This is a genomic window from Pseudomonas gingeri (assembly GCF_013386165.1).
Lineage (GTDB): Bacteria > Pseudomonadota > Gammaproteobacteria > Pseudomonadales > Pseudomonadaceae > Aquipseudomonas > Aquipseudomonas gingeri_C.
The window spans coordinates 793735-811964 of sequence record NZ_JACAOS010000001.1; the positions used below are offsets into that span (position 1 = coordinate 793735).

15 protein-coding genes and 1 pseudogene are annotated in these 18230 nt (G+C 58.0%); 1 reads left to right on the plus strand and 15 read right to left on the minus strand.

The window, feature by feature from the left end:
* Window positions 1–12 precede the first annotated feature (12 nt).
* Genes HX866_RS03605 through pilL2 form a run of 6 tightly spaced genes read right to left on the minus strand, consistent with a single transcriptional unit; the run spans window position 13 to window position 7618 of the window.
* Entirely contained in the window at window positions 13–1104 is a 1092-nt protein-coding gene (locus HX866_RS03605; protein ID WP_177138044.1) for a type II secretion system F family protein, read from the minus strand.
* On the minus strand, window positions 1094–2701 hold the full coding sequence (locus HX866_RS03610; protein WP_177138046.1) for a GspE/PulE family protein: 1608 nt from the start codon (window positions 2699–2701) through the stop codon (window positions 1094–1096). Before HX866_RS03610 ends, HX866_RS03605 begins: the two co-directional genes overlap by 11 nt.
* Window positions 2702–2713: 12 nt before the next feature.
* Complete coding sequence (gene pilP, locus HX866_RS03615; protein WP_371319208.1) at window positions 2714–3304, minus strand: type IV pilus biogenesis protein PilP; 591 nt, start codon at window positions 3302–3304, stop codon at window positions 2714–2716.
* Window positions 3294–4634, minus strand: coding sequence for a type 4b pilus protein PilO2 (pilO2, locus tag HX866_RS03620; protein ID WP_177138048.1), 1341 nt, complete (start codon window positions 4632–4634; stop codon window positions 3294–3296). Before pilO2 ends, pilP begins: the two co-directional genes overlap by 11 nt.
* 3 nt (window positions 4635–4637) lie before the next feature.
* Window positions 4638–6443 carry a PilN family type IVB pilus formation outer membrane protein gene (pilN, locus tag HX866_RS03625; protein ID WP_371319209.1) on the minus strand — a complete coding sequence of 602 codons (1806 nt, stop codon included), beginning with the start codon at window positions 6441–6443 and terminating at the stop codon, window positions 4638–4640.
* Window positions 6443–7618 carry a PFGI-1 class ICE element type IV pilus protein PilL2 gene (pilL2, locus tag HX866_RS03630; RefSeq protein WP_177138051.1) on the minus strand — a complete coding sequence of 392 codons (1176 nt, stop codon included), beginning with the start codon at window positions 7616–7618 and terminating at the stop codon, window positions 6443–6445. The genes pilN and pilL2 overlap by 1 nt, the downstream gene beginning before the upstream one ends.
* A gap of 290 nt (window positions 7619–7908) precedes the next feature.
* Here pilL2 and HX866_RS03635 point away from each other — a divergent pair, with 290 nt between their 5' ends.
* The gene (locus HX866_RS03635) at window positions 7909–8499 is read left to right on the plus strand and encodes a DUF6338 family protein (RefSeq protein ID WP_177138052.1); all 591 of its coding nucleotides are present in this window, start codon (window positions 7909–7911) and stop codon (window positions 8497–8499) included.
* A 307-nt stretch (window positions 8500–8806) separates the two neighbouring features.
* Here the strand turns inward: HX866_RS03635 and HX866_RS03640 are convergent.
* From HX866_RS03640 to HX866_RS03680, 9 genes and pseudogenes are all read right to left on the minus strand, one after another.
* Window positions 8807–9019 (minus strand): annotated as a pseudogene (locus HX866_RS03640) (transposase domain-containing protein); the annotation flags it as partial.
* Window positions 9020–9043: 24 nt separating this feature from the next.
* Window positions 9044–10999 carry a DEAD/DEAH box helicase gene (locus HX866_RS03645; protein ID WP_177138053.1) on the minus strand — a complete coding sequence of 652 codons (1956 nt, stop codon included), beginning with the start codon at window positions 10997–10999 and terminating at the stop codon, window positions 9044–9046.
* Window positions 10996–12858, minus strand: a complete 1863-nt coding sequence (locus HX866_RS03650) for a hypothetical protein (RefSeq protein ID WP_371319210.1) — start codon at window positions 12856–12858, stop codon at window positions 10996–10998. The genes HX866_RS03645 and HX866_RS03650 overlap by 4 nt, the downstream gene beginning before the upstream one ends.
* Window positions 12859–12994: 136 nt before the next feature.
* Window positions 12995–14899 carry a type I DNA topoisomerase gene (gene topA / locus HX866_RS03655; RefSeq protein ID WP_177138054.1) on the minus strand — a complete coding sequence of 635 codons (1905 nt, stop codon included), beginning with the start codon at window positions 14897–14899 and terminating at the stop codon, window positions 12995–12997.
* 98 nt (window positions 14900–14997) lie between these two features.
* Window positions 14998–15195 (minus strand): CrpP family ICE-associated protein, encoded by a 198-nt coding sequence (locus HX866_RS03660; RefSeq protein WP_371319211.1) that lies wholly within the window; start codon window positions 15193–15195, stop codon window positions 14998–15000.
* Window positions 15196–15365: 170 nt separating this feature from the next.
* Window positions 15366–15800, minus strand: coding sequence for a hypothetical protein (locus HX866_RS03665; protein WP_177138056.1), 435 nt, complete (start codon window positions 15798–15800; stop codon window positions 15366–15368).
* A gap of 99 nt (window positions 15801–15899) precedes the next feature.
* Window positions 15900–16379 (minus strand): single-stranded DNA-binding protein, encoded by a 480-nt coding sequence (locus HX866_RS03670; protein ID WP_177138057.1) that lies wholly within the window; start codon window positions 16377–16379, stop codon window positions 15900–15902.
* 15 nt (window positions 16380–16394) lie between these two features.
* Window positions 16395–16940 carry a DUF3158 family protein gene (locus HX866_RS03675; protein ID WP_177138058.1) on the minus strand — a complete coding sequence of 182 codons (546 nt, stop codon included), beginning with the start codon at window positions 16938–16940 and terminating at the stop codon, window positions 16395–16397.
* On the minus strand, window positions 16940–17665 hold the full coding sequence (locus HX866_RS03680) for a PFL_4669 family integrating conjugative element protein (RefSeq protein WP_177138059.1): 726 nt from the start codon (window positions 17663–17665) through the stop codon (window positions 16940–16942). Before HX866_RS03680 ends, HX866_RS03675 begins: the two co-directional genes overlap by 1 nt.
* Between the last annotated feature and the right edge of the window lie 565 nt (window positions 17666–18230).

Consider the following 18230-nt stretch of genomic DNA (forward strand, 5'->3'; position numbering starts at 1 on the left):
CCTCGTGATGGATCAGCGTTGGATCGTGTTGGTGACGTCGGCTTGCATGCTGTATGTCCCGATCAACACCAGGATCATCAGCACACCTATGGCCATTGAAGAGAGGATCAGCAGGCCCTTGGAGTAACGCTCGACGTTCTTGAGTGAGTTATCGAGCCACCGGTTACTGAAGCGGTGGATCGACTCTGAGAACCCCTTTCGCGTGGCGAGGACGCAGAGAAACTGCACCGCCTGTTTGTCTGGGAAGTCATGTCCGGCCAGTTTCAATGCCATGCCAAAGTTCTTGCCCATCCGGACGCCGTAACGCGCAGCGGCCAAACGTTCACGCAGCCAGGGTTTGGCATTGAGCTTCAGGGCGTCCAGGGCTTCGATCTGATTGACGTTCGAGCGCAGCATCACGGCGATATTCAGAAGGAACGTGGAGCCGTGTAGGGCCTTGTAGATTGACCACGGAGGGAAGCGCTCCAGCTGCACACGTATTGGCCCGCAGAAGTAAGGTAGGGTCACTATCGAGGTAACAACGAACAGTACGAAGCCGATCAGCGTAACCAGCCCCCAGTTGTTGACGAATGTAGACATTGAATACAGCAGGGAGGGAATGCCGGTCCAAGACTCGGGATCCGACCTGCGGGCCATTGCCGGAACCATCCTGGTCGCGATCACGTGTAGCAGGTAGGCCATCAATGCCCAAAGCAGCGACGGATAGAGTGTTGAGGAAAGGACCAGTGAAGTGATTTTCTGCCTGACCTCGATGATGCGGACACATTCGGAAAACGCCTGTACCAGGTTGCCTGACTTCTCTCCGGCGGCGATGATGGCGACCTCTTGATAGGGCATCCAAGCCTGGCAGGTATCGGCCAATTTCTTACCGTTACTGACACTTAAACTCATTGACGAGCAGGCTAACGCGATCGGGTGATTCGGGTTCTTGCCTTCATCGCTGTAGGCTTTCGCTACTTCGACCAAACCGTCATTGATGCCTACACCGTTTTCCAGCAGAGCGACCATGCTCTCGAAGAACTGGATACGCTCCTTGCCGCCGAACTGCTTGCTGTACCAGAGCTCGGACAGCATCGACCAGTAGTCAACGATGCTAGCCAGCATGTTTCTGCTCCAGGATGTAATGATCAAAGTCGAGAGGGCCTACGATGGTTTCTGCCATGCGTGGATCGATGAGACCGGCCCTGACTTTGATTAATGTGTGGGCTGTCTTTGTGATGCCTCCCATCTGCTGGACCCAGTAATTGCGGGCTTCACTGGCACCTTGTTCGTTGAAGACTTTCATGAAGCCGTGAGTGCTGACCAGCACCTCGGCCACCACGGTTCGAGTCGTGACACCGAGCATGCGACAGTGCTTGCAGCCGTCGCCCTGCAGATAGATCTCTTCGAGGTTTGTCAGCAAATACAGGCGAGCCAACAGGTCCGAGTCCAGTTCGTCCAGGTGGTCCTTCGCCGGCTTGCGGCAGTGTTCGCACAGCACGGGAAGAAGCGACTGATTCACTATGCCGGTCAGCAGCGCCGGGTCCGTGACGAGGCTGATATCCATCCCCATATCGATCAAGCGCTGGATCGAGGCGACGGCGTTGTTTGTGTGTAATGTCGACAGCACCAGGTGCCCGGTCAGTCCGCCGGAGACAGCTGCGATACAGGAAGCCAGGTCACGTACTTCGCCGTACATAAGGATGTCTGGATCCAGGCGCACGGAGTTGGCAATGGCCTGCTCCCAGGTCTCCTCGGGGCTTTTGGGCGATTGGTTGGCCAGCAATGGATACTCGGGCGGATCCTCGACTGTCAGGATGTGTCGGGTGCCACGGGTCTCCTTGGACAGCAGGTTGATGTTGACCTGCAGCGTTTTTGACTTGCCGGAACCGGTTGGACCGGTGATGAAGTTGACGCCGTAGGGCAGACGACACAAACGCCGGATTTGCCCAGTCTGAACGGGTAAGAAGCCCAGCTCCTCCATTGTCTGTTTAGACTTATCGTCGGATAGAAGTCTCAACACCATCAGTGGTCCATCGACCAGTGGCCGAGTGGAAACCCGGGCGCCGAACAGGCCTAGTTGCTCGACGAACTTACGGCTCACGCGTGCGTCCTGGCTGACCTCCGGCTGGTAGTGATCCTTGCGCACATCGCACATGCTGTTATAAAGCGCCGAGCAGAGTTCGATCCCCTTGGAGCTGGGGATTTCGCCGGCATTGGTGAGCAGGCCGTGCACTCGGAAGGCAATGCGAGTGATCTCATGGCCAACAACGAAGTGAATATCACTTGCACCAGCTTTGTGAGCGCGGCCCATTAGGGCTATCACTTCCTGCTGTCGCTGGGTGCTACTGGAGGCTGAGGTCGGAGAGTCATCGTCCATTGACTGCGCTTGGTAGATCGCGAGGATCTCACTCATGCTCGACCGTTTTACTTCGAAGTTGACATCGGCCCGTTCAAGACGGTCCATGAACGCCATCACATAGTGGTCCGTGAGGTGCTGGCCGGAGACGTACAGGTTTCCATCGTCAGTCAATGCGCAGAGTTGACGCAGCTCAGGCTTGATCTCCCAGACTTCACCGACGGCTGTCAGGACTCGTCCAATGGCAATGGGAAAGTCGGCGATTAGTTCCTGGTTGATTGCCGGATTCTCCGGGGCTGCCAGTGCCAGGCGCTGCGCTGTCGGTTGTGCCGGCACGATCTGATGCTGTGACAGGGGTGTCATGATGAAGGTGCCTCAATTTTGTCCGGAAAGGGTGACAGGAGACGGTTGCCCCATTGGGATTCCTGCTCCAGGTAGTCCTGAAACAGGCATGCGACCTGACTCAAAGCTGGCCGATGGCGCTCTGGAGGAGAAACCGAGTGGATAGCGTTTCCCAGCACGAGAGAGGACCACACTGTCCAGACTGATGCTTTCCACCCGGTAGCCACCGGGCAGCTCCTGGCCACTGCGCTGTGCGTCAACCTCGTAACCGCCGCTGTAAAGCAACGTTGCACGCAGAGCTCGGCTTGAACCTGACACCAGCTTCACTACAGGCAACTGGTCCCCTGAGCCAGAACCAAGCTGAGGCGATTCGGGCGGGCGTGTCTGATAGGCTGAGGCTGGCGATCCAGTGCTCTGCGGGCTATCTCCATCGATGGATCGGATGGCCCTGGCTCGTTCGCCCTGTGCCTTGTACAAAAAGGTCTCGCTTTGCACTGCTGAGAGCTCGCCTACGCTGATACCGGAGGAAGTCGATGTAGGAGTGGGGCTTTCTGATGCCAGGCTCATCTCCGACAAACAGGCGATGGCCAACAGCGCTGGTAGGAACAAGTATTTAGTTTGCATAGAGGTCTCCAGTCACCGACCAGGTCAGATGGTTGCTCTTAAGGTCGCTCTGCAGTTGGGTCTTGATTTCGCGTAACCGAAGCCCTGCAGCTGGTGCGTTTTGCAGGACAATGGCGGGAGGCATTGAGCTGCTGAATTGCAGTTCGAAATGCTTCCACGTCGGGAGAGGTGGTGCCGGAGGCGCTTTACCGCCTGGTAGAGCCGCAGGCGCTGGTGCCTGCACTGGCAGCTCTTTTAGCGTTGGCTCCAGACCTTGGCCGTGCAACCAGGAGGTCGTGAGTGCGAGTGCTTCGCTTGCTTCCAGCAACGGCTCGTCACCGGTGAGATCCAGTTTGAGGCTGATTTTCAATGCGGCGCTGTTACCGCCGTCGAAGAACGCTGGTTCATCAGCGAAGTGACCGCGAGTAGCTGTGATGAACCCTTTGGCGGTGCTGTTGCCTGTGCGTTTGAACGTGGCAGAGACAAGGTCGCCATCACACTGGGCCGAGGTGAAGGTCCAGCCCGAGATACTCAGGGGAATGCGATCAATGGCGCCGTTGCACCCCAAGATGAAGCTCGCGATGCCGGGTCTTTTAGCCCAGGGATGTTCCAGCGCCTGCAGCGTTTGTTGCTGATTGGAGCGTGCATTCAGCGCTTCGAGCTCGGCCTGGCGCTGCTTTTGAAGGGCAATGGCGGCTTCCCGGTCCAGGCGCGCTTTGTGCGCTTCCCATTGTTGCCAGCCGATTAGAGCTCCGACGATCAGTGCCCCTGTCAACGATAGGCGAATCAGCTCGCCCCGGGATAACCCGAAAGCAAGGGGGCGTAGTCGATACTCTCGGCGGAGATTCCGCGGCTGGAGCAGTGATTCAACATCAAAGGCGTCGCCACCGCGACCGAACTCCGGAGGCAGATAGGTATCTTTGAACACGATCGAGCTGCTGAGCAGCTGGGCGACTTTGCGTTGGATGTCTGCAGTGGTACCAACCTGGTCGCAACCTGGAAGAACGGCGCCCTGATCGACCGCGACCAGAGCGTATCGATCCTCTTCACGCGATACCCGCCACGCCGCGATCCAAGAGTCGCCCAGTTGGCCGGCGAGCGTCGAGGCGAGCGAGTACATGCCTTTGACGGCACCGGCACTGTGGGATACGAAACCCGCCTGTATGACCGATTGGGTGGCCCTTATGGCCACGATGTCCATCTTCTCTACTCGCCCGAACTGGCGGGCCTCGCGCATGTAGCCGGTCAGACTGCCCAAGGGATGCCACAGCAAGCCGATGACAAACGAGTTGCCGTGGTACGACAGGACCTGGACCTTCGTCAGCTTGGCGGGGGGGGACGTAATCGCCATGGCTTACGCGACCCACGCCGTGATCGCTGGCGACGATGTGGCGATTCGACTGAAGACTTCGTCATTCACAGCCTGGCCCAACAGGATCGGTGTGATCAGAACAACCAGGACGGTGTGCGTCGAGGTGCGAACCTGTGAGCCACCGAGACCAAAGAAGCCAGGGTTTTCAACGCCGCTCTTGGTGGCGTCTTCGCTCAATTCGTCGAAGCCGGAAAGGATCAGCGTCTGGCCACTGCGGAGCTTGACCTTGGGGCTCAGGCTCTTCGCATCGAAGTCGGGAACTTGTGCGCTGGATCCGTTACTGGTGAAAAGCTGAAAGGTGGGTTTGGAGCTCATGTTGATCGAGATCATGACCAACAGATCGTCGTCCCCGGTTATCCGTGGAAGCAGTGTCATGTTGAATCCTGAAGTGATGGTGGCAGCGTTCAGGCTTGTACTTGAGCCGACGGTGGGTGTGGTCGTGGTCGAGCTTGAAGGGATGTAGCCTTGGACGTTGCCTATCTGCAGCGGGGCCGGCTGCAGGTTGAGCGTTGTCACCGAAGGCGAGCGGACGTTGGAAACGCGACCTTGCTCTGACAATGCCTGGATGATGGCCGTCGAGCCGGCCCAGGCCGATTTGGATGAGTCAACGATCCCGACTGAACCGGACACGGCATTGCTGCTGATGCCCGACGCGGTGTTGTTGAGGGTGAAGCCCCACTTGTTGGAGAGCGATTTGTAGACCGCCGACCAGTTCAGGCCAAGCTGATCCTGGTCCGTCAAGGTGACCTCGAACACCTTCACGTTGAACAGTACCTGGCGGGTGATTTCTTTATTGGTCTTGTTCAAGTAGGCCTCAACGCGAGCCAATACGTCCGGCCGGTCTGTGACCGTAAGGGTTCCGGTCGATGGGGCCAGGTACAGTCTTCCTGGTGGAGACTGGCTGAGCATCGAACGAACGTTATTCTGGATATCGTTGAGGATCGAGGTGTTCAGCGTGACCTTGGTACTTTGATTACTGCCCGATTCTCCACTGGCCCCAGAGTTGGAGCTTGAACCACTGTTGCTGCTCGATCCGGTGCCTGTGGTGGTGGTCATGCCCGATTTCACAGTGCTCTCGATTTCCTGCCTGTCACCGAAGGCGTAAATGTCGAACGTCTTGGTTTCGAAGTAGTTGACGCGAACAGCACGCTCGATGCGTGAGTAGTGCCAGGAAAGACCCAGGCGGGAGGTCACGAGGTCCAGCAGCGCCGAAATTCGACCATTGAACTTGATGCCGCTGACGGTGGTTGGCATGGAGAATCCCGACAGATCCATGCCACGGGAATTTGCTCCTCCCAGTTGGCTCGGACCAGGCGTCAAGCCGGCTGGAAAGAGACCGGCAAGACTTTCGGAGTTAGCAGGGTTCGGTGTGGAGACGACGGCAGTTCCCTGTTGTTGGCTGGCCCCAGTAGTCATGGCGTTCAACCCGGGGTTGACCGCATCAGGGGACACCAACACAGGAAGACCACACTCGTTGCTTATGAACTGCGCCACGTCATTGATGGTTACGCTGCCGCCAGGCCTGAAAGCGCGTTCGCAGTCGAGCGCTGCGGGTAAGCCCTGCTTGGCAACGACAGGCTGGGTAGAAACCCAGGGCTTGTCGCTGAAGATCACCGTCTCACGTTTTGGCTCCGGCTGCTGATTGTGGGCGATGGCCGCGTAGCCGGCGGCTTCGGCGCCGGTTTGCTCGGCCCGTTGAGATGATTCATTCACCCGCTGGAGCGAGCAACTGGTGCAGAGCAGCAATGTGATGGCTACACCGCTCATCCTGAAGAACGACTTCATCACTATTTCCTCTCTGTCACGTAAAGGATCCGCTGGCTTGAGCTGGAGCTTGAATTGCCATCGACGATGAAGCTGCGAGGCGCACCGTCGTACAGCGGAAAAATCTGGGCGATCGCTTCAGCAAAGGTGCCTTTGAAGCTCAGGGATGCCTCGATTGGGTAATCAAGGTCTTCCTGAGGCCAGATCAATTGCCACCCGGCTCGTTTGCACCAGTCCGCGATGGTCTGATGCAGGGTGCTGCCAACTGGCGCAGTCCAGCTCATGAGTTGAGGGGCTGGTTCAGGGGCGCGCACAGGGTGGGCTGGTTCAGGGCGCGCGACAGCGGCGACTGTTGATACGGATATCGGCGCAGCGAGCGGTTTTGCCGCGGGAGCCGCTTGGGCGACTGCTGTCGCCGGTTTGCTCTGCGATGTAGGGCCATCCTTGGCGGGTACCACTGGGGTGGTGACGGGGTGGGACATTGCTCCGGAGATCGGGGGCACAGTCGAAACAGGGGCTGGAGATGCTGTGATGGCTGGTTGTGCCGGTACCGCTGCTACGGTGACTGCTCCGCTGGTGATTGAACTGGCAGCCAGGTCCTTGCTTACTGGGGGGGCCTGGGTAACTGCCCTCGATCCTACCGACATTTCCGCGTTCTGTTTGGCCACGAGGGCGGTGGCAACACGAGGCGACTCTGGCAGTTGATAGCCTGGGCGCAGGACATAGCAGACCTGACGATTCACTTCATCGACCTTCACCTGCCAGGCTGGGCCGGCCAGCACCTGTAGGGTGTTGCGCAAGGTCATGGGGCCGAGCTTGTACTGCGCTGCCGGCAGTGGTCGGGTGTACAGGATATTGACGTGGTCGGTATCTGGAGAGCACAGCGAGTAGCCCGAGCGATCCACGACGTACTGCATGGCGTCGCGAACATTCGGGTGCATGTTGGCCGGAATGTTCACGTCGATGATCTGGGCCATGAGGTCGCGCTGGCCAGAGTCGGGCAGGGTGCTGACCAGGGTGTATCGGCCATAGCGAACGACGGGCTCCTTCTCAGGAACGGCGCCGCTCGGGTAGAGGTCCGGCGCAAGCATGTCCGGATTGCGGCTGCTATCGAACGCTGGCTTGGGCGCCGGCGCTGTCTGGGTTGTGCAGCTGGCGACAAGCGCGAGCAGGGAGAGTGTGGTGAAGTGCCTGATCATGTGCCGAGAGGCCCCCTTTGATGATGGGGTCACGTTGGCAGGCAAGGTGCCATGACGCAGTAGGAAATAGATTCTTCAGCTTGGGATCATTTTATGGCGCCGTTCTGTAACCGTCTGGGCAACACGTCTTTTCCTTCTGGTCATGGTGTGCGAACAACTGGGCGGATCAACTCAGTTGCCAGTGAGTCACCGGGTGTGTGGCAGGGGTGGGGCGAGTTATGTGGCTGATACGATGGGATGCCGATTGATGGCACACTATCGCGATATCGACAGCCGCTACCGGGGTAAAAATGGATATTTGGCAAACCGACAAACTGTTTCTGTTCATCACATTCGTCATACCAGGCTTCATCAGCATCAAGTGCTATCAGCTCTTCCATCCGGGAGTAGTGCGCAATGCGGCGGATCAGGTCGTCGATGCCATCGCCTACAGTTGCATCAATTACGCACTTTTCCTGTGGTTGATTTTTGCGGTTGAAGCGAGCGCGCTGCGAGCGGTTCACCCATTACTCTACGGAATGTTCTATGTAATGGTGCTGCTGGTAGGCCCTGTAATCTGGGCGGTGGTGTGGAAGTGGATGAGATCGTGGCAGGTCTTTCAGAAGAATGCTCCTCACCCCACTGCCAAACCTTGGGATTTCGTCTTTCAGCAGCGCAAACCCTACTGGATCATCGTGCATCTCAAAGGGGGACGTACGCTTGGTGGGCTTTATGGGACTCGCTCGTTCGCATCAAGCACCCCAGCGCTAGAGCAGATTTACCTTGAGCAAGAATGGATAGTTGAGGATGGTGCGCTGACCCGTGCTGTAGAATCCAGCGCAGGTCTACTTGTCAGCGGTTCTGAGATAGCTCACATTGAGTTTCGCCAATGCCAATATTGAGGGTAGTAATATGACTGATCCGAAGCAGGTCACAGGGAACGAAGGGTATCAGCCTCAGCCGCTCCACAAAGGATATCAGCCCGTAGAGAATGTGCCGTTCAATCGCCCCGAGCCTGGGGCCGGATACCAGCCGACCAGCCAGGGTGAAAGCCCCACGAACCCTCCAACCCCGCCCAAAGGGCGTTGATCGATACAACTGTTACCTGACGGCCAAGCTGTCGATCTTGGCCTCCAGGATCGATAGCAGGCCGGTCATTCTGCGCTGAGCTCTCGGCAACTTCTCCACCGCTTCGTAAGCCGCCGGTGATCACAGCTTGCGCAACGGCACCCAGTTATGCGGCAACAACTCCCCGATCTGGCTCATCTTCTGCGTCGGCAGCCGTTCCAGCAAGTCCTTGAGATAGGCATACGGATCATGCCCGTTGACCTTGGCCGACTGGATCAGACTCATCAGCGCCGCCGCGCGCTCGCCGCTGCGCTGGGAGCCGGCGAACAACCAGTTGGAACGACCAATCGCGTAACACTGGTTACCTGGATGTTCTGACTACAGGCAGGCAGTAAGCTCTGCCCTGTTCGCAGCAGCGGCGTCAGGCTCAATCAAGTCCTGCGTTATCTGTCGCTTGTCGAGCAGCATCTGCCACAGCATCTGGTCAATGGTGTTCTCCACGAGAGGGATTTTCACAACGACCAATCGAAGCTGGCCGTTACGATATGCTCGATCTTCGGCTTGGTCCTGCATGCCAGGCGTCCAGGGCAACCCGAGGAACATGACGTAGTTTGCCGCCGTCAGATTGTTGCCGGTACCGGCGGCGGATGTCGTTGCGGCGAAGACTCTGGTATCGGGATCTCCTTGGAATTTGTCGATCGCTTTCTGCCGTTTCGTGACGGAGTCACTCCCTATGACGGTTACGCAGCCATAGCCGGCCTCTTCGCACTGAGCACGTAAAGTCCCGACCGTGTCCTTGAACTCGCAGAACAGAATCACCTTGTCCTCGATGTCGAGCTCGGAAACCAGCTCCATCACGATCCGGACTTTCACTTGCTCCAGCAATTGACGCAGTGAGCCCAGTCTGGCCAGGCTGGGCCTGTCTTCAAGGCGAATCCGATCATATTCCTTACGCTCCTCGACGGAGAGCTCGACCGACAGGGTCTGCCGCTGCTTCCCCTTCAGCCCGGGCAGTACATCCTTGCGCCGGCGCAGCATCCAGTCGCCGATCGCCTCGCGCAAGTTTTTGCGAAAGTCCTGGTTGCCGGCGAACTGTTCGCAGAACTCCTTGAGCGGCAACTGACCAACAGGGTGGCCGGATAAGCGCAACAGAGTATGCAGCTCAGATTCACGGTTGAGCACCGGGGTGCCGGTCAGCAGGTAGCGGTTGGAAACCTTGGCGGCAATGTCGAAGCCGTGGCGTGTCCACGCGGCGGTCGGTTCCTTCAGCCGATGGGCCTCGTCGATGATCATCACGTTGAAATGGGCCGCCTGCAGGACAAAATCACCCAGGCGTTCATAGTTGGTGATGACCCATTGCGCGGCAGGGTCGAAGGCCTGCAGGCCAATACGGGCCTGCGGATACACCATCTGGATCTCGCGTTGCCAGTTGATGATCAGCGTCGACAGGGTAATGACCAGGATGGGACGTTCAGCGGCGCGGATGGCGGCAGCGATAATGGCCTGGCGTGTTTTCCCAAGCCCCATATCATCCGCAAGCAGGGCACTGGTGCGCTGTAGCAAGTGCTGGATGCCTGCTGGCTGATGGTCCAGAAGCGAGTAGCCGACCAGGGCTTGAGCAATATGCTCGGCGGTGAATTCGGTTCGTTCTATCGAGGGTACGGCGGCGAGGTAGATGTCAGTCGATACGTCATCGTCGACTAGCAGTGCTGCGCGTTCCTGAGGCGGGCCGCCGAGGCTGATGCGAGTGATGGTTTCGGCGGGAACGACAGATCCATCGGTCAGCAGTTCCTGGACGGTATCGAGGATCTCGAATTGATCCTCTGACAGACCCATTTCAAGTATCAGGTTGCTGCGCAGCAGCTCGGCGCTGGCGTCGATACGCCAGGAGCGGGACTGCCCGAGGAAAACCCCTCGCATCCGCCTGGAGACTGCCACCACTCCAGGGTGATAGTCGCCTGACAGCAGCACTCCGCCTTGGGCGAGCGGGGCGATCCGGAAGACCAGGCCCCAGGTAAAAGCTTGTCGCTCGGGCGCGCGTTGTGCAGCCTCCAGTTTATCGCAGAAGGTCTGCCAGCTCTCACTGAATCGACTTTCGCTCAGTTCCATCAGGCGGTGAAAGACCAGATTCAGGTCTTCCAGCAACTTGCCTTTGGGTAGGCGCCAGTAGCGGTGGAGGGGATGTTCCGAGCGCCGTATGTAGAATCCTTCCCGCTCCAGGAGTAGGCGGTTTGCCCCTTCGACGAACTGGAGTTGCAAGCCAAAGTCATAGCCGTCGAACACTGCTCTGCCGAGTAGGGCGGGCGGCCGATTCATGAGACGCGGCCGGCTCATGCGTTATCCAAGCGCTGAACGATCCACTGGACGACCGCTTGAGCATGTCGGGACTTGTAACCGTTATCGCCAAAGCGTGGCATGGTCCTGGTCATGTCCAGCCAATCAAGGTTCACGGCAATGGTTTCTGTCTTAACCCGGAGCCAGAACCAATCGTAGGCCTTCTGCTCTGGCGAGTGCTGAGCGGGTAGGTCGTTCTGAAAACCCCGTAGTTGCTGTGTCACCAGATGACGGGGTATACGCTGGAGTGGCGTTGATGCTGAATGCTGGGGCTCATAGACCACCTCGGCTGTGGCCAAGGACTTACCGTTGTGCCGAACGGAAAGCAGGCGACAGCTGCCGTGATAGGCGCGGTAGTCGTAGGTGTCGACACAGTGGTCCAGTGCACAGTGTTCTGCCCACAGATCGGCTGGGCAGGTGAGTTCGACGATCTGTAGTCCGTTTGGGCAATCGATAGGTGTGTCGGTAACGAGAAACGTTGGCCAGCGGGTGTGCTCATCGGATTCCTTGCGAGCCCCCAACTCCCTGTCCATTTGCTCGCGGATATCATTCAGAGCTTGGTGGAAATCATCTACGAGCCGGCCGACCTGGTGATATGAGCTTCGGGACACGAAAGCTTGCAGGAGGTTTTTCGCATGTTCGCTTTCCGGAAACTCGGACTCTGAGAGAGGATTGAACAAGTCCTGGAGATCGGATAAGCGCGCTGCGATATGAGGCCAGGTGGGATCATTCCAGTCCGTCGGGCAACCCGTGAACAGATGATTTAGGTTGGAGACGCGCTGCGTGATTTGCCACGGCAGCTTGCTCCAGGTTGAAAAAAACGATTTCCATTGCGGTTTGGTCGAAGGTCGACGGTTTCCCAGGGCCGCACCGGACAGCAGCGCGTTCCAGCCGGTGTCTTTCCCTTCACGCTGAAAGTGGGTCAGTGCGCTGCCGGCGTGGAACGGGCGTTGCCTTCCCAGGTAGCGGATAGACGATTGCGGTACTCCGAACAGCCAGGCAATCACCTCGTTGAGAGGCAACCCAGCGTCAGCCGCGACGCCCAGTATTGTCTCCCCACCTACGCCAAATATGCCCTCTTCGGAGATATCTGGTTCACAGGCACTCAGCTCAGACCAGGGGGCGACGTCACAGCTTGGCCATGGAGTCGATTCTGCGAGAACCAGTAACGGAATCAATACTGGTTGTGCCTTCAGCGCCTGAAGTCGGCGTTGACGATCCCCATCAGCCAACCAGTTGTAAAGCTGGGCTGATGGACAGCTTGCCGAACGGACGGCGAATAACAACTCTTGGTCGAGATACCGGCAAAAGCGTTTCAACGCACCGCCGATCTGAGTCAGGTAGAACCTGTTTCGAGTCCCGAAATAGCGATTGTTTCGGCCAATAGGGTGGATGTGGTATTTGCGCTGGTATTTGCCGAGATCGGCAGTAGACATCATCAGCGCCAAGTCCCGTGCATCCTTGCTGAACGAAGTCAGAATCGCCTCTCCGCTACCGGGCCTGAAGCGGGAAATCAATTTGGCTGCGGCGGCCTGGGTGGGTTCGGTCAGTGAGATGCGGGTGCTATCGCTGATGCCGCTTGTCCAGATCGATTGGCCATCGAAGAGTTGAAGTCGGTTACCCAAACGGGCAAGAGCTGGACGTATCTGATCATCAGCTTTGCCCAGGGCAACGCACCAACAACGGGTTGTTGAGGTGGAGCGCAGGTAGTGCCGAATGAATGGTGCCCGATCTTGCTCATGCAATTCGAAGTGGTCGGCCCAGGTGCCCGCGACGGCAAGCTGCCGCTCGGAGTAGAACTGGAGGGTTGGATCAAGCAACGGTTGATTGGTTGTCGGTGTTTCCAGCGCAGTCGCCACGCATCATCTCCTCTGTCGACGGGCAGCACTGTCGGTCGTCAGAGGTGATGGGAGCTATGGCAAATACACATTGGAGAGAGGGTGAATTTCACACCGTGCAAGAAGGGGCGGAACGATTGCCTGCCCCTGTTGTGACTCACAACCCCCGTGGTTTGTTGAAGTCGGGCTTGCCATTCAGCGTGGGGTAGCTGATCTGGCATCCACTCGCTTTGTATGCGCTACAACCCCAGAAGTCATAACCGCCGTCCCCTTTCTTTTGCCGTCTCGCCAGGGGCTGACCGCACTTGCCGCAGTTGAACGTTGCACCCGTCTGGGCAGCCCTGGGCACCGATGCCATTGGGACGCTGGGCATGCCGCGCTGTTTCGATAGTTCGTCTTCCAGACGGCGGTGCATCCGGGCGACTACGGCACCGTAGGTGTCCTGCCCCTGGGCGATCTTGTCCAAGTCGCGTTCCAGTTCTCGTGTGAAGTCCAGCTCCACGAAACTGAAGATCCCTTCAAGCTTGGCGATCGTCTCTTCACCCAAGGGGGCGGGCACCAGCTTGCGGCTTTTCTCCTCGATCAGGCCTTTGCTGGTGATGTTCTTCATAATCGAGGCGAAGGTGCTGGGACGCCCGATGCCGCGGCGCTCCATTTCTTTGATGAGACTGGCCTTGGTGTAGCGCGCCGGTGGCTTGGTTTTCTTCTTCTGCAATTCGCTGTTGTGCACCGACAGGATCTGTCTAGGAGAGAGTGAGGGAACCGGGTTGTCTGCCTCGGACTCCTCTTCATCGTCGGTGTCGTCTCCCTGGAGCAGTTTCTGCCAGCCGGGGTAGCAGAGCGTTTTGCCTGTTGCGGTGAAGCGCAGCGGCTTGCCGCCAGGGCCGACGGCAATCAGTCTTGCAGTACGAACGTCGTAGATCGCGGCTTCAAGCTGGCTGGCCAGCGCGCGGATACGGATCAGTTTGTACAGCGCACGTTCGTCAGCATCCTCTCCGGCTGACTCTTCGGCCCAGTAAGTTGGGGTGATCGCCGGGTGGCCTTCCTGGGCGCCTTCGGCAGCCTTGAAGGTGCGTCGTTCATCAACTGCCTTCAGTCGCAGGGCGTTGGCCACATTGCGAATATCTTCCATGGCTTCATCTGGAACGTTGGGGTTGTCTGTCCGGTGGTAAGTGATGACACCTTGTTCGTAAAGGCGCTGAGCGACTTGCATTGTCTTGTCCGGGTCCCACTTCAAGGCGTTGCTGGCCGCTTGTTGCAGTGTCGATGAGATAAACGGGGGCGGTGGGTGGCTCTCGGCCTTACGGTCTTCACAGGCTTCGACCCCGACATTGCGTGTCCCCGTCACGAGTTGGGCTAGGTTGCCGTCCTGGACGTAGGGATGGTCTCTGGTCGCAAAATCCGGTACCGGTTGCCATTCGGCGTACCAGGTTTTGCCACTGTGTGGATCCGCGAAGTACAAGCGGACGCCGAAGTGGTTGATCACTTGGAAGTTGCGGATCTCGCGCTCGCGAAGCACCACCAGGTACACGGCAGGCGATTGCACGCGCCCGGCAGAAGTTGGTTTGCCCATCAGGCGACGGAGTTCCTGGGTCACCAGATAGCCCACCAGGCGGTCCAGAATTCGTCGGCATTCCTGTGAGGCGACCCTGTTCAGGTCAATTTTCCGAGGATTCGCCAGGGCCTCCTGAACGCGCTTCATCGTGATTTCGTTGAAGGTGATGCGCTTGTAGTCCGTGAGACCCAGTACCTGTTGCAAGTGCCAACTAATGCTTTCACCTTCGCGATCCGGGTCGGTGGCCAGATAAATCTCGGTGGCTTGCTTGGCAGCAGCTTTGATCGCTCGAACCGATCTGGCGCTCTTGTCCAGGATCTCATAGACCGCTGTGTAGTTCTTGCGCACGCCGGTTGTGATCATGGTGTCGTCCTGGCCTTTGGCCGGGAGATCACGAATGTGCCCACCACTGGCGATCACTTGCCAGTCCTCGCCCGGTCGCAGTTTCTTCATCATCGGCTGGAGCTTCTTCAGCTTACCAGGTGCCTCGATGATCATCAGCTTCATGGGGTGTCCCCTCTCGATTGTTCAGAGAGGGACTCTCGCTGCTGCGCGGGTGGAGCTTCAATGGGAAATGGTCAACCCGAGAGGAGGGCTTTCAGCGGCTAGAGGTCAAGCGTCAGCTGCTGTGCCTGGGCAAAGCCCTTTAGCCACGACGCACGCATAGCAGGGTGATGATAAGGGCAACTGCACACCCGTAGCCCTTTCCGGGCGGCGGCGGCACCGGCAGTGTGCACGGCAGCGTGGGGGTTATTGAACTGACGCCTGTCCACTGGCTTCGAAGGCATTGATGTTTGCTCCATTGGTCGAGTTCCCCGCTGAACAGATCAATAAAACAGCAGTGTCACGATTGGGCGATTTTTCTGCATCACTGCAAAAAATGGAATTCCAGAGCCATAGATTGTCGATAAAAGGGTAAATTCATCCAAAAACTACACGAGCAGCGCGATTTTTTCCAAGAGTAAAAGGTTCCTCAGTCGGTGATGCAAACGGCCGGTTCATCCAGCCACTCAGCCGTCCAGATCCAGCGAATGAAGTCCTCGGCAGATTGGCCGCTTTGCAAACGAAGCTCCTCAAGGGAACCTGTCAGATCTACAACGAATTGGTCCTTATCGTCAAAGTCGGTTCGGTACTCACTATCGAGCCTGGACTCATCCAGCAGCGTGTTGAGGAAACGATAGCCTTCAAAGGCATATAGATCTCTGTAACCACTCCCTCTGCTCAAATTTCTGTCATTTCTCCATCCCGCAGGAATACGTGCCGCATGCTCTGGGGACGTTGTCAGACCGTAGTAGTTCGGGGCGTTGACGTCGCTTTCATCGCAGTAACACCAGAAGATGGGACCCACAACTGGATGCTTCGCGCCCACGATAACGAACCTGTTTACGTCCCTCTGATCATTGTTCATCTGAGACTCCGACTTTAAGCAGTTTCTGAATGAAGTTGGGGGAGACGGTGAACCGCCTCCCCCAGCACCGACAGCCTCACGAATGGGCCGAATTTTTCGCTAGAACGGGACGTCCGGGTCTGGATACTCGTCCGGCCCAGGTGCTGGCTGCGACTGAGGCTGTGATTGCGGCTTCGACTGGGGGCTGCGAGTCTGCTGCGAGTTCTGACTTTGCGCAGGTGACAAGTCCACCATGTTTACGCGATGCGGGAGCATGCCTACACGGCTGGCCTGGATCTTCAGTGCTTCAAACTCGCCTTCGCTGTTATCCCAACGGTCCATAACCGCACGACCGCTGACCAGCACGCGCATGCCTTTCTGAAACAGTTTCGAGTAGTGTTCCGCGTCCTTGTGCCACCATTCCACGTTTGCCCAGAAGCCGCCACGGTCCTCGTAGCCGCCTTTACCGTCCGGGATCGAGTTGTCGAAGTAGACGTTGATCCGCAAGAGTCGACGTGGGTCCTTGTTGCCGTTCGGGAACTCCTTGAATTCCGGTGCGGTGCCGATGTTGCCTTCCCAGCCTTGTACAGGCGTACCCATGAGTAGTCTCCGAGGTTATTGGTGTTGCGATTGGTTGGTGTGCTGCTGCAGGCGGCTCATGTACACGGCCTCTGCCTGGCCCATCTTTTCTGCGCACTCGAAGGCCTGTTTGGCGATTGAGTGCAGCAAGCTCATTTGCATGTTCAGGGTGATGCGCTGCAGTTCCATGGCGTAGAGGTCATGCAGCAGCGATTCGGGTGTTCTTGAAGAGCTCATCATCTCCGCCCAGACACCGACGCCCATCCGGCGGTCCGTGACCTGTTGCCACCTGAGGAACTGGGTGCCGGCTTGAGTGTTTTGCTCGGTCAGTCGAACGGGCACGCGGGTGAAGGGATATCGCCGGGCCTGGACCAGCACTTCCTGGGCAAACGCTTTCAGCCCCGACTCCTGCTCTCGACATAGCTCGGCAAACTGGGTCAGCTCCCCCTTACCTTTAAAAGGCTTTAAAAGGCCTTTTAGTGAGGCCGCCTGTTGCAGGCGCTGGAAGGCTTCCTGTTGCAGTGGTCGGAAGGGAGCCTGTTGCAGCACTCCATCGTCGGTGTTGGACTGGCCCACGCCCATCACTCCTCGCCAGCGTCATCGAAGTGGTCTTCCACTTCGGTTTGCTGCTGGCCGCGAATGATGGGAGGGGCGAAGTTCGACCGGCGGGTGCCTTCCAAGATGTCCTGGGGCAGCTCGTCGTGGCGCTCGTACATCTTGCGGGCTGCTTCAGCCTTGGCATTGTTCGCGGCGAAGTCATCACGAGCGGCACCGGAGAAACGATAGTTCTGGGCCAGTGCAAACAGCTTGCGTAGCACGGACGCGCCCTCGTCAATCCAGGCTTCCATATCGCGGCGCCCGACGAGCCCCACGTGCTGGGCCAGCAAGATGCGACGAACGATCTCGTCATAGGCGGTCAGCAAGTAGACCGCCTGGAATCCGATGGGATTGGAGATATATAGAGGAAGGCTGACAGGTTGAATCGAGAGGTTTTCGCTGATGCTGATCGCAGCCGGCAAACTGGCCATCGCCGAGTCCAGGCGCTCTTCAATGACTTTCAGCGACTCCTTGGATTCGCCGATCTTTTCCTCTAGGAGGATCAGCCACCAATCTGAATAGGGGTCATCCTGTTGTGCGCCGCGGGCCATTTTGTTGACCACGTTGCAGAAGCCCGACAATCCGATGATGCCGGGTTTGAGATCGGACTTCTGTCGTCCCATCCAAATCCTGGCGGCGTGGTGCGTGTGAAGGGTGAGCTTCACATCGCTGCGCAGTGAGCCGATGTTTAGCCGGTAGGTGTCAACCATGGTGCAGTTTTTCCTTGGGGAGAGGAGTGACGTGCCCATGCTGCAATTCGGCTGTTATGGGTGCAGCAAGAAATAGATTGTCTGACGGAAGGGGATTTGTTGCGGTAGCTGCCTCTATATATAGAAGGGGTGATGCGGGCCGCATCACTCGAGCTATGCCGGGCGCATAGCTTTGATCTAGTCGGGTGATGTGGGCCACATCACTTGGCCGGCGGCCGGCACCGATGTCGGGTCCTGGCTGGGGTGCACTACCGATCTATGCGGGCCGTTGGCCGGGTGGTGTGGGCCGCATCAACAGATCTATGTGGCCCACATAGCTCCGACCTGGCCAGGTGTTGTGGGCCACACCACTTGCTGAGGTGATGCGGGCCGCATCACCAGAGCTATGCCGGGCGCATAGCTTGGACCTGGTCGTGTGTTGCGGGCCGCAACACCCAGCTCACTGCCGGTACCGGTGTCGGATCCTGGTCGGGTGGTGTGGGCCACACCACCGAGCTATGCCGGGCGCATAGCTTTGACCTGGTCAGGTGTTGCGCCATGCAACACCCCGTTCGCTGCCGGCGCC

What these genes read in the sequence shown, in the direction of transcription:
- HX866_RS03605 (WP_177138044.1), bottom strand. Translation starts at nt 1,104, where the DNA reads ATGCTGGCTAGCATCGTTGACTACTGGTCGATGCTGTCCGAGCTCTGG.
- HX866_RS03610 (WP_177138046.1), bottom strand. Translation starts at nt 2,701, where the DNA reads ATGACACCCCTGTCACAGCATCAGATCGTGCCGGCACAACCGACAGCG.
- pilP (WP_371319208.1), bottom strand. Translation starts at nt 3,304, where the DNA reads ATGCAAACTAAATACTTGTTCCTACCAGCGCTGTTGGCCATCGCCTGT.
- pilO2 (WP_177138048.1), bottom strand. Translation starts at nt 4,634, where the DNA reads ATGGCGATTACGTCCCCCCCCGCCAAGCTGACGAAGGTCCAGGTCCTG.
- pilL2 (WP_177138051.1), bottom strand. Translation starts at nt 7,618, where the DNA reads ATGATCAGGCACTTCACCACACTCTCCCTGCTCGCGCTTGTCGCCAGC.
- HX866_RS03635 (WP_177138052.1), top strand. Translation starts at nt 7,909, where the DNA reads ATGGATATTTGGCAAACCGACAAACTGTTTCTGTTCATCACATTCGTC.
- HX866_RS03645 (WP_177138053.1), bottom strand. Translation starts at nt 10,999, where the DNA reads ATGAGCCGGCCGCGTCTCATGAATCGGCCGCCCGCCCTACTCGGCAGA.
- topA (WP_177138054.1), bottom strand. Translation starts at nt 14,899, where the DNA reads ATGAAGCTGATGATCATCGAGGCACCTGGTAAGCTGAAGAAGCTCCAG.
- HX866_RS03660 (WP_371319211.1), bottom strand. Translation starts at nt 15,195, where the DNA reads ATGGAGCAAACATCAATGCCTTCGAAGCCAGTGGACAGGCGTCAGTTC.
- HX866_RS03665 (WP_177138056.1), bottom strand. Translation starts at nt 15,800, where the DNA reads ATGAACAATGATCAGAGGGACGTAAACAGGTTCGTTATCGTGGGCGCG.
- HX866_RS03670 (WP_177138057.1), bottom strand. Translation starts at nt 16,379, where the DNA reads ATGGGTACGCCTGTACAAGGCTGGGAAGGCAACATCGGCACCGCACCG.
- HX866_RS03675 (WP_177138058.1), bottom strand. Translation starts at nt 16,940, where the DNA reads ATGGGCGTGGGCCAGTCCAACACCGACGATGGAGTGCTGCAACAGGCT.
- HX866_RS03680 (WP_177138059.1), bottom strand. Translation starts at nt 17,665, where the DNA reads ATGGTTGACACCTACCGGCTAAACATCGGCTCACTGCGCAGCGATGTG.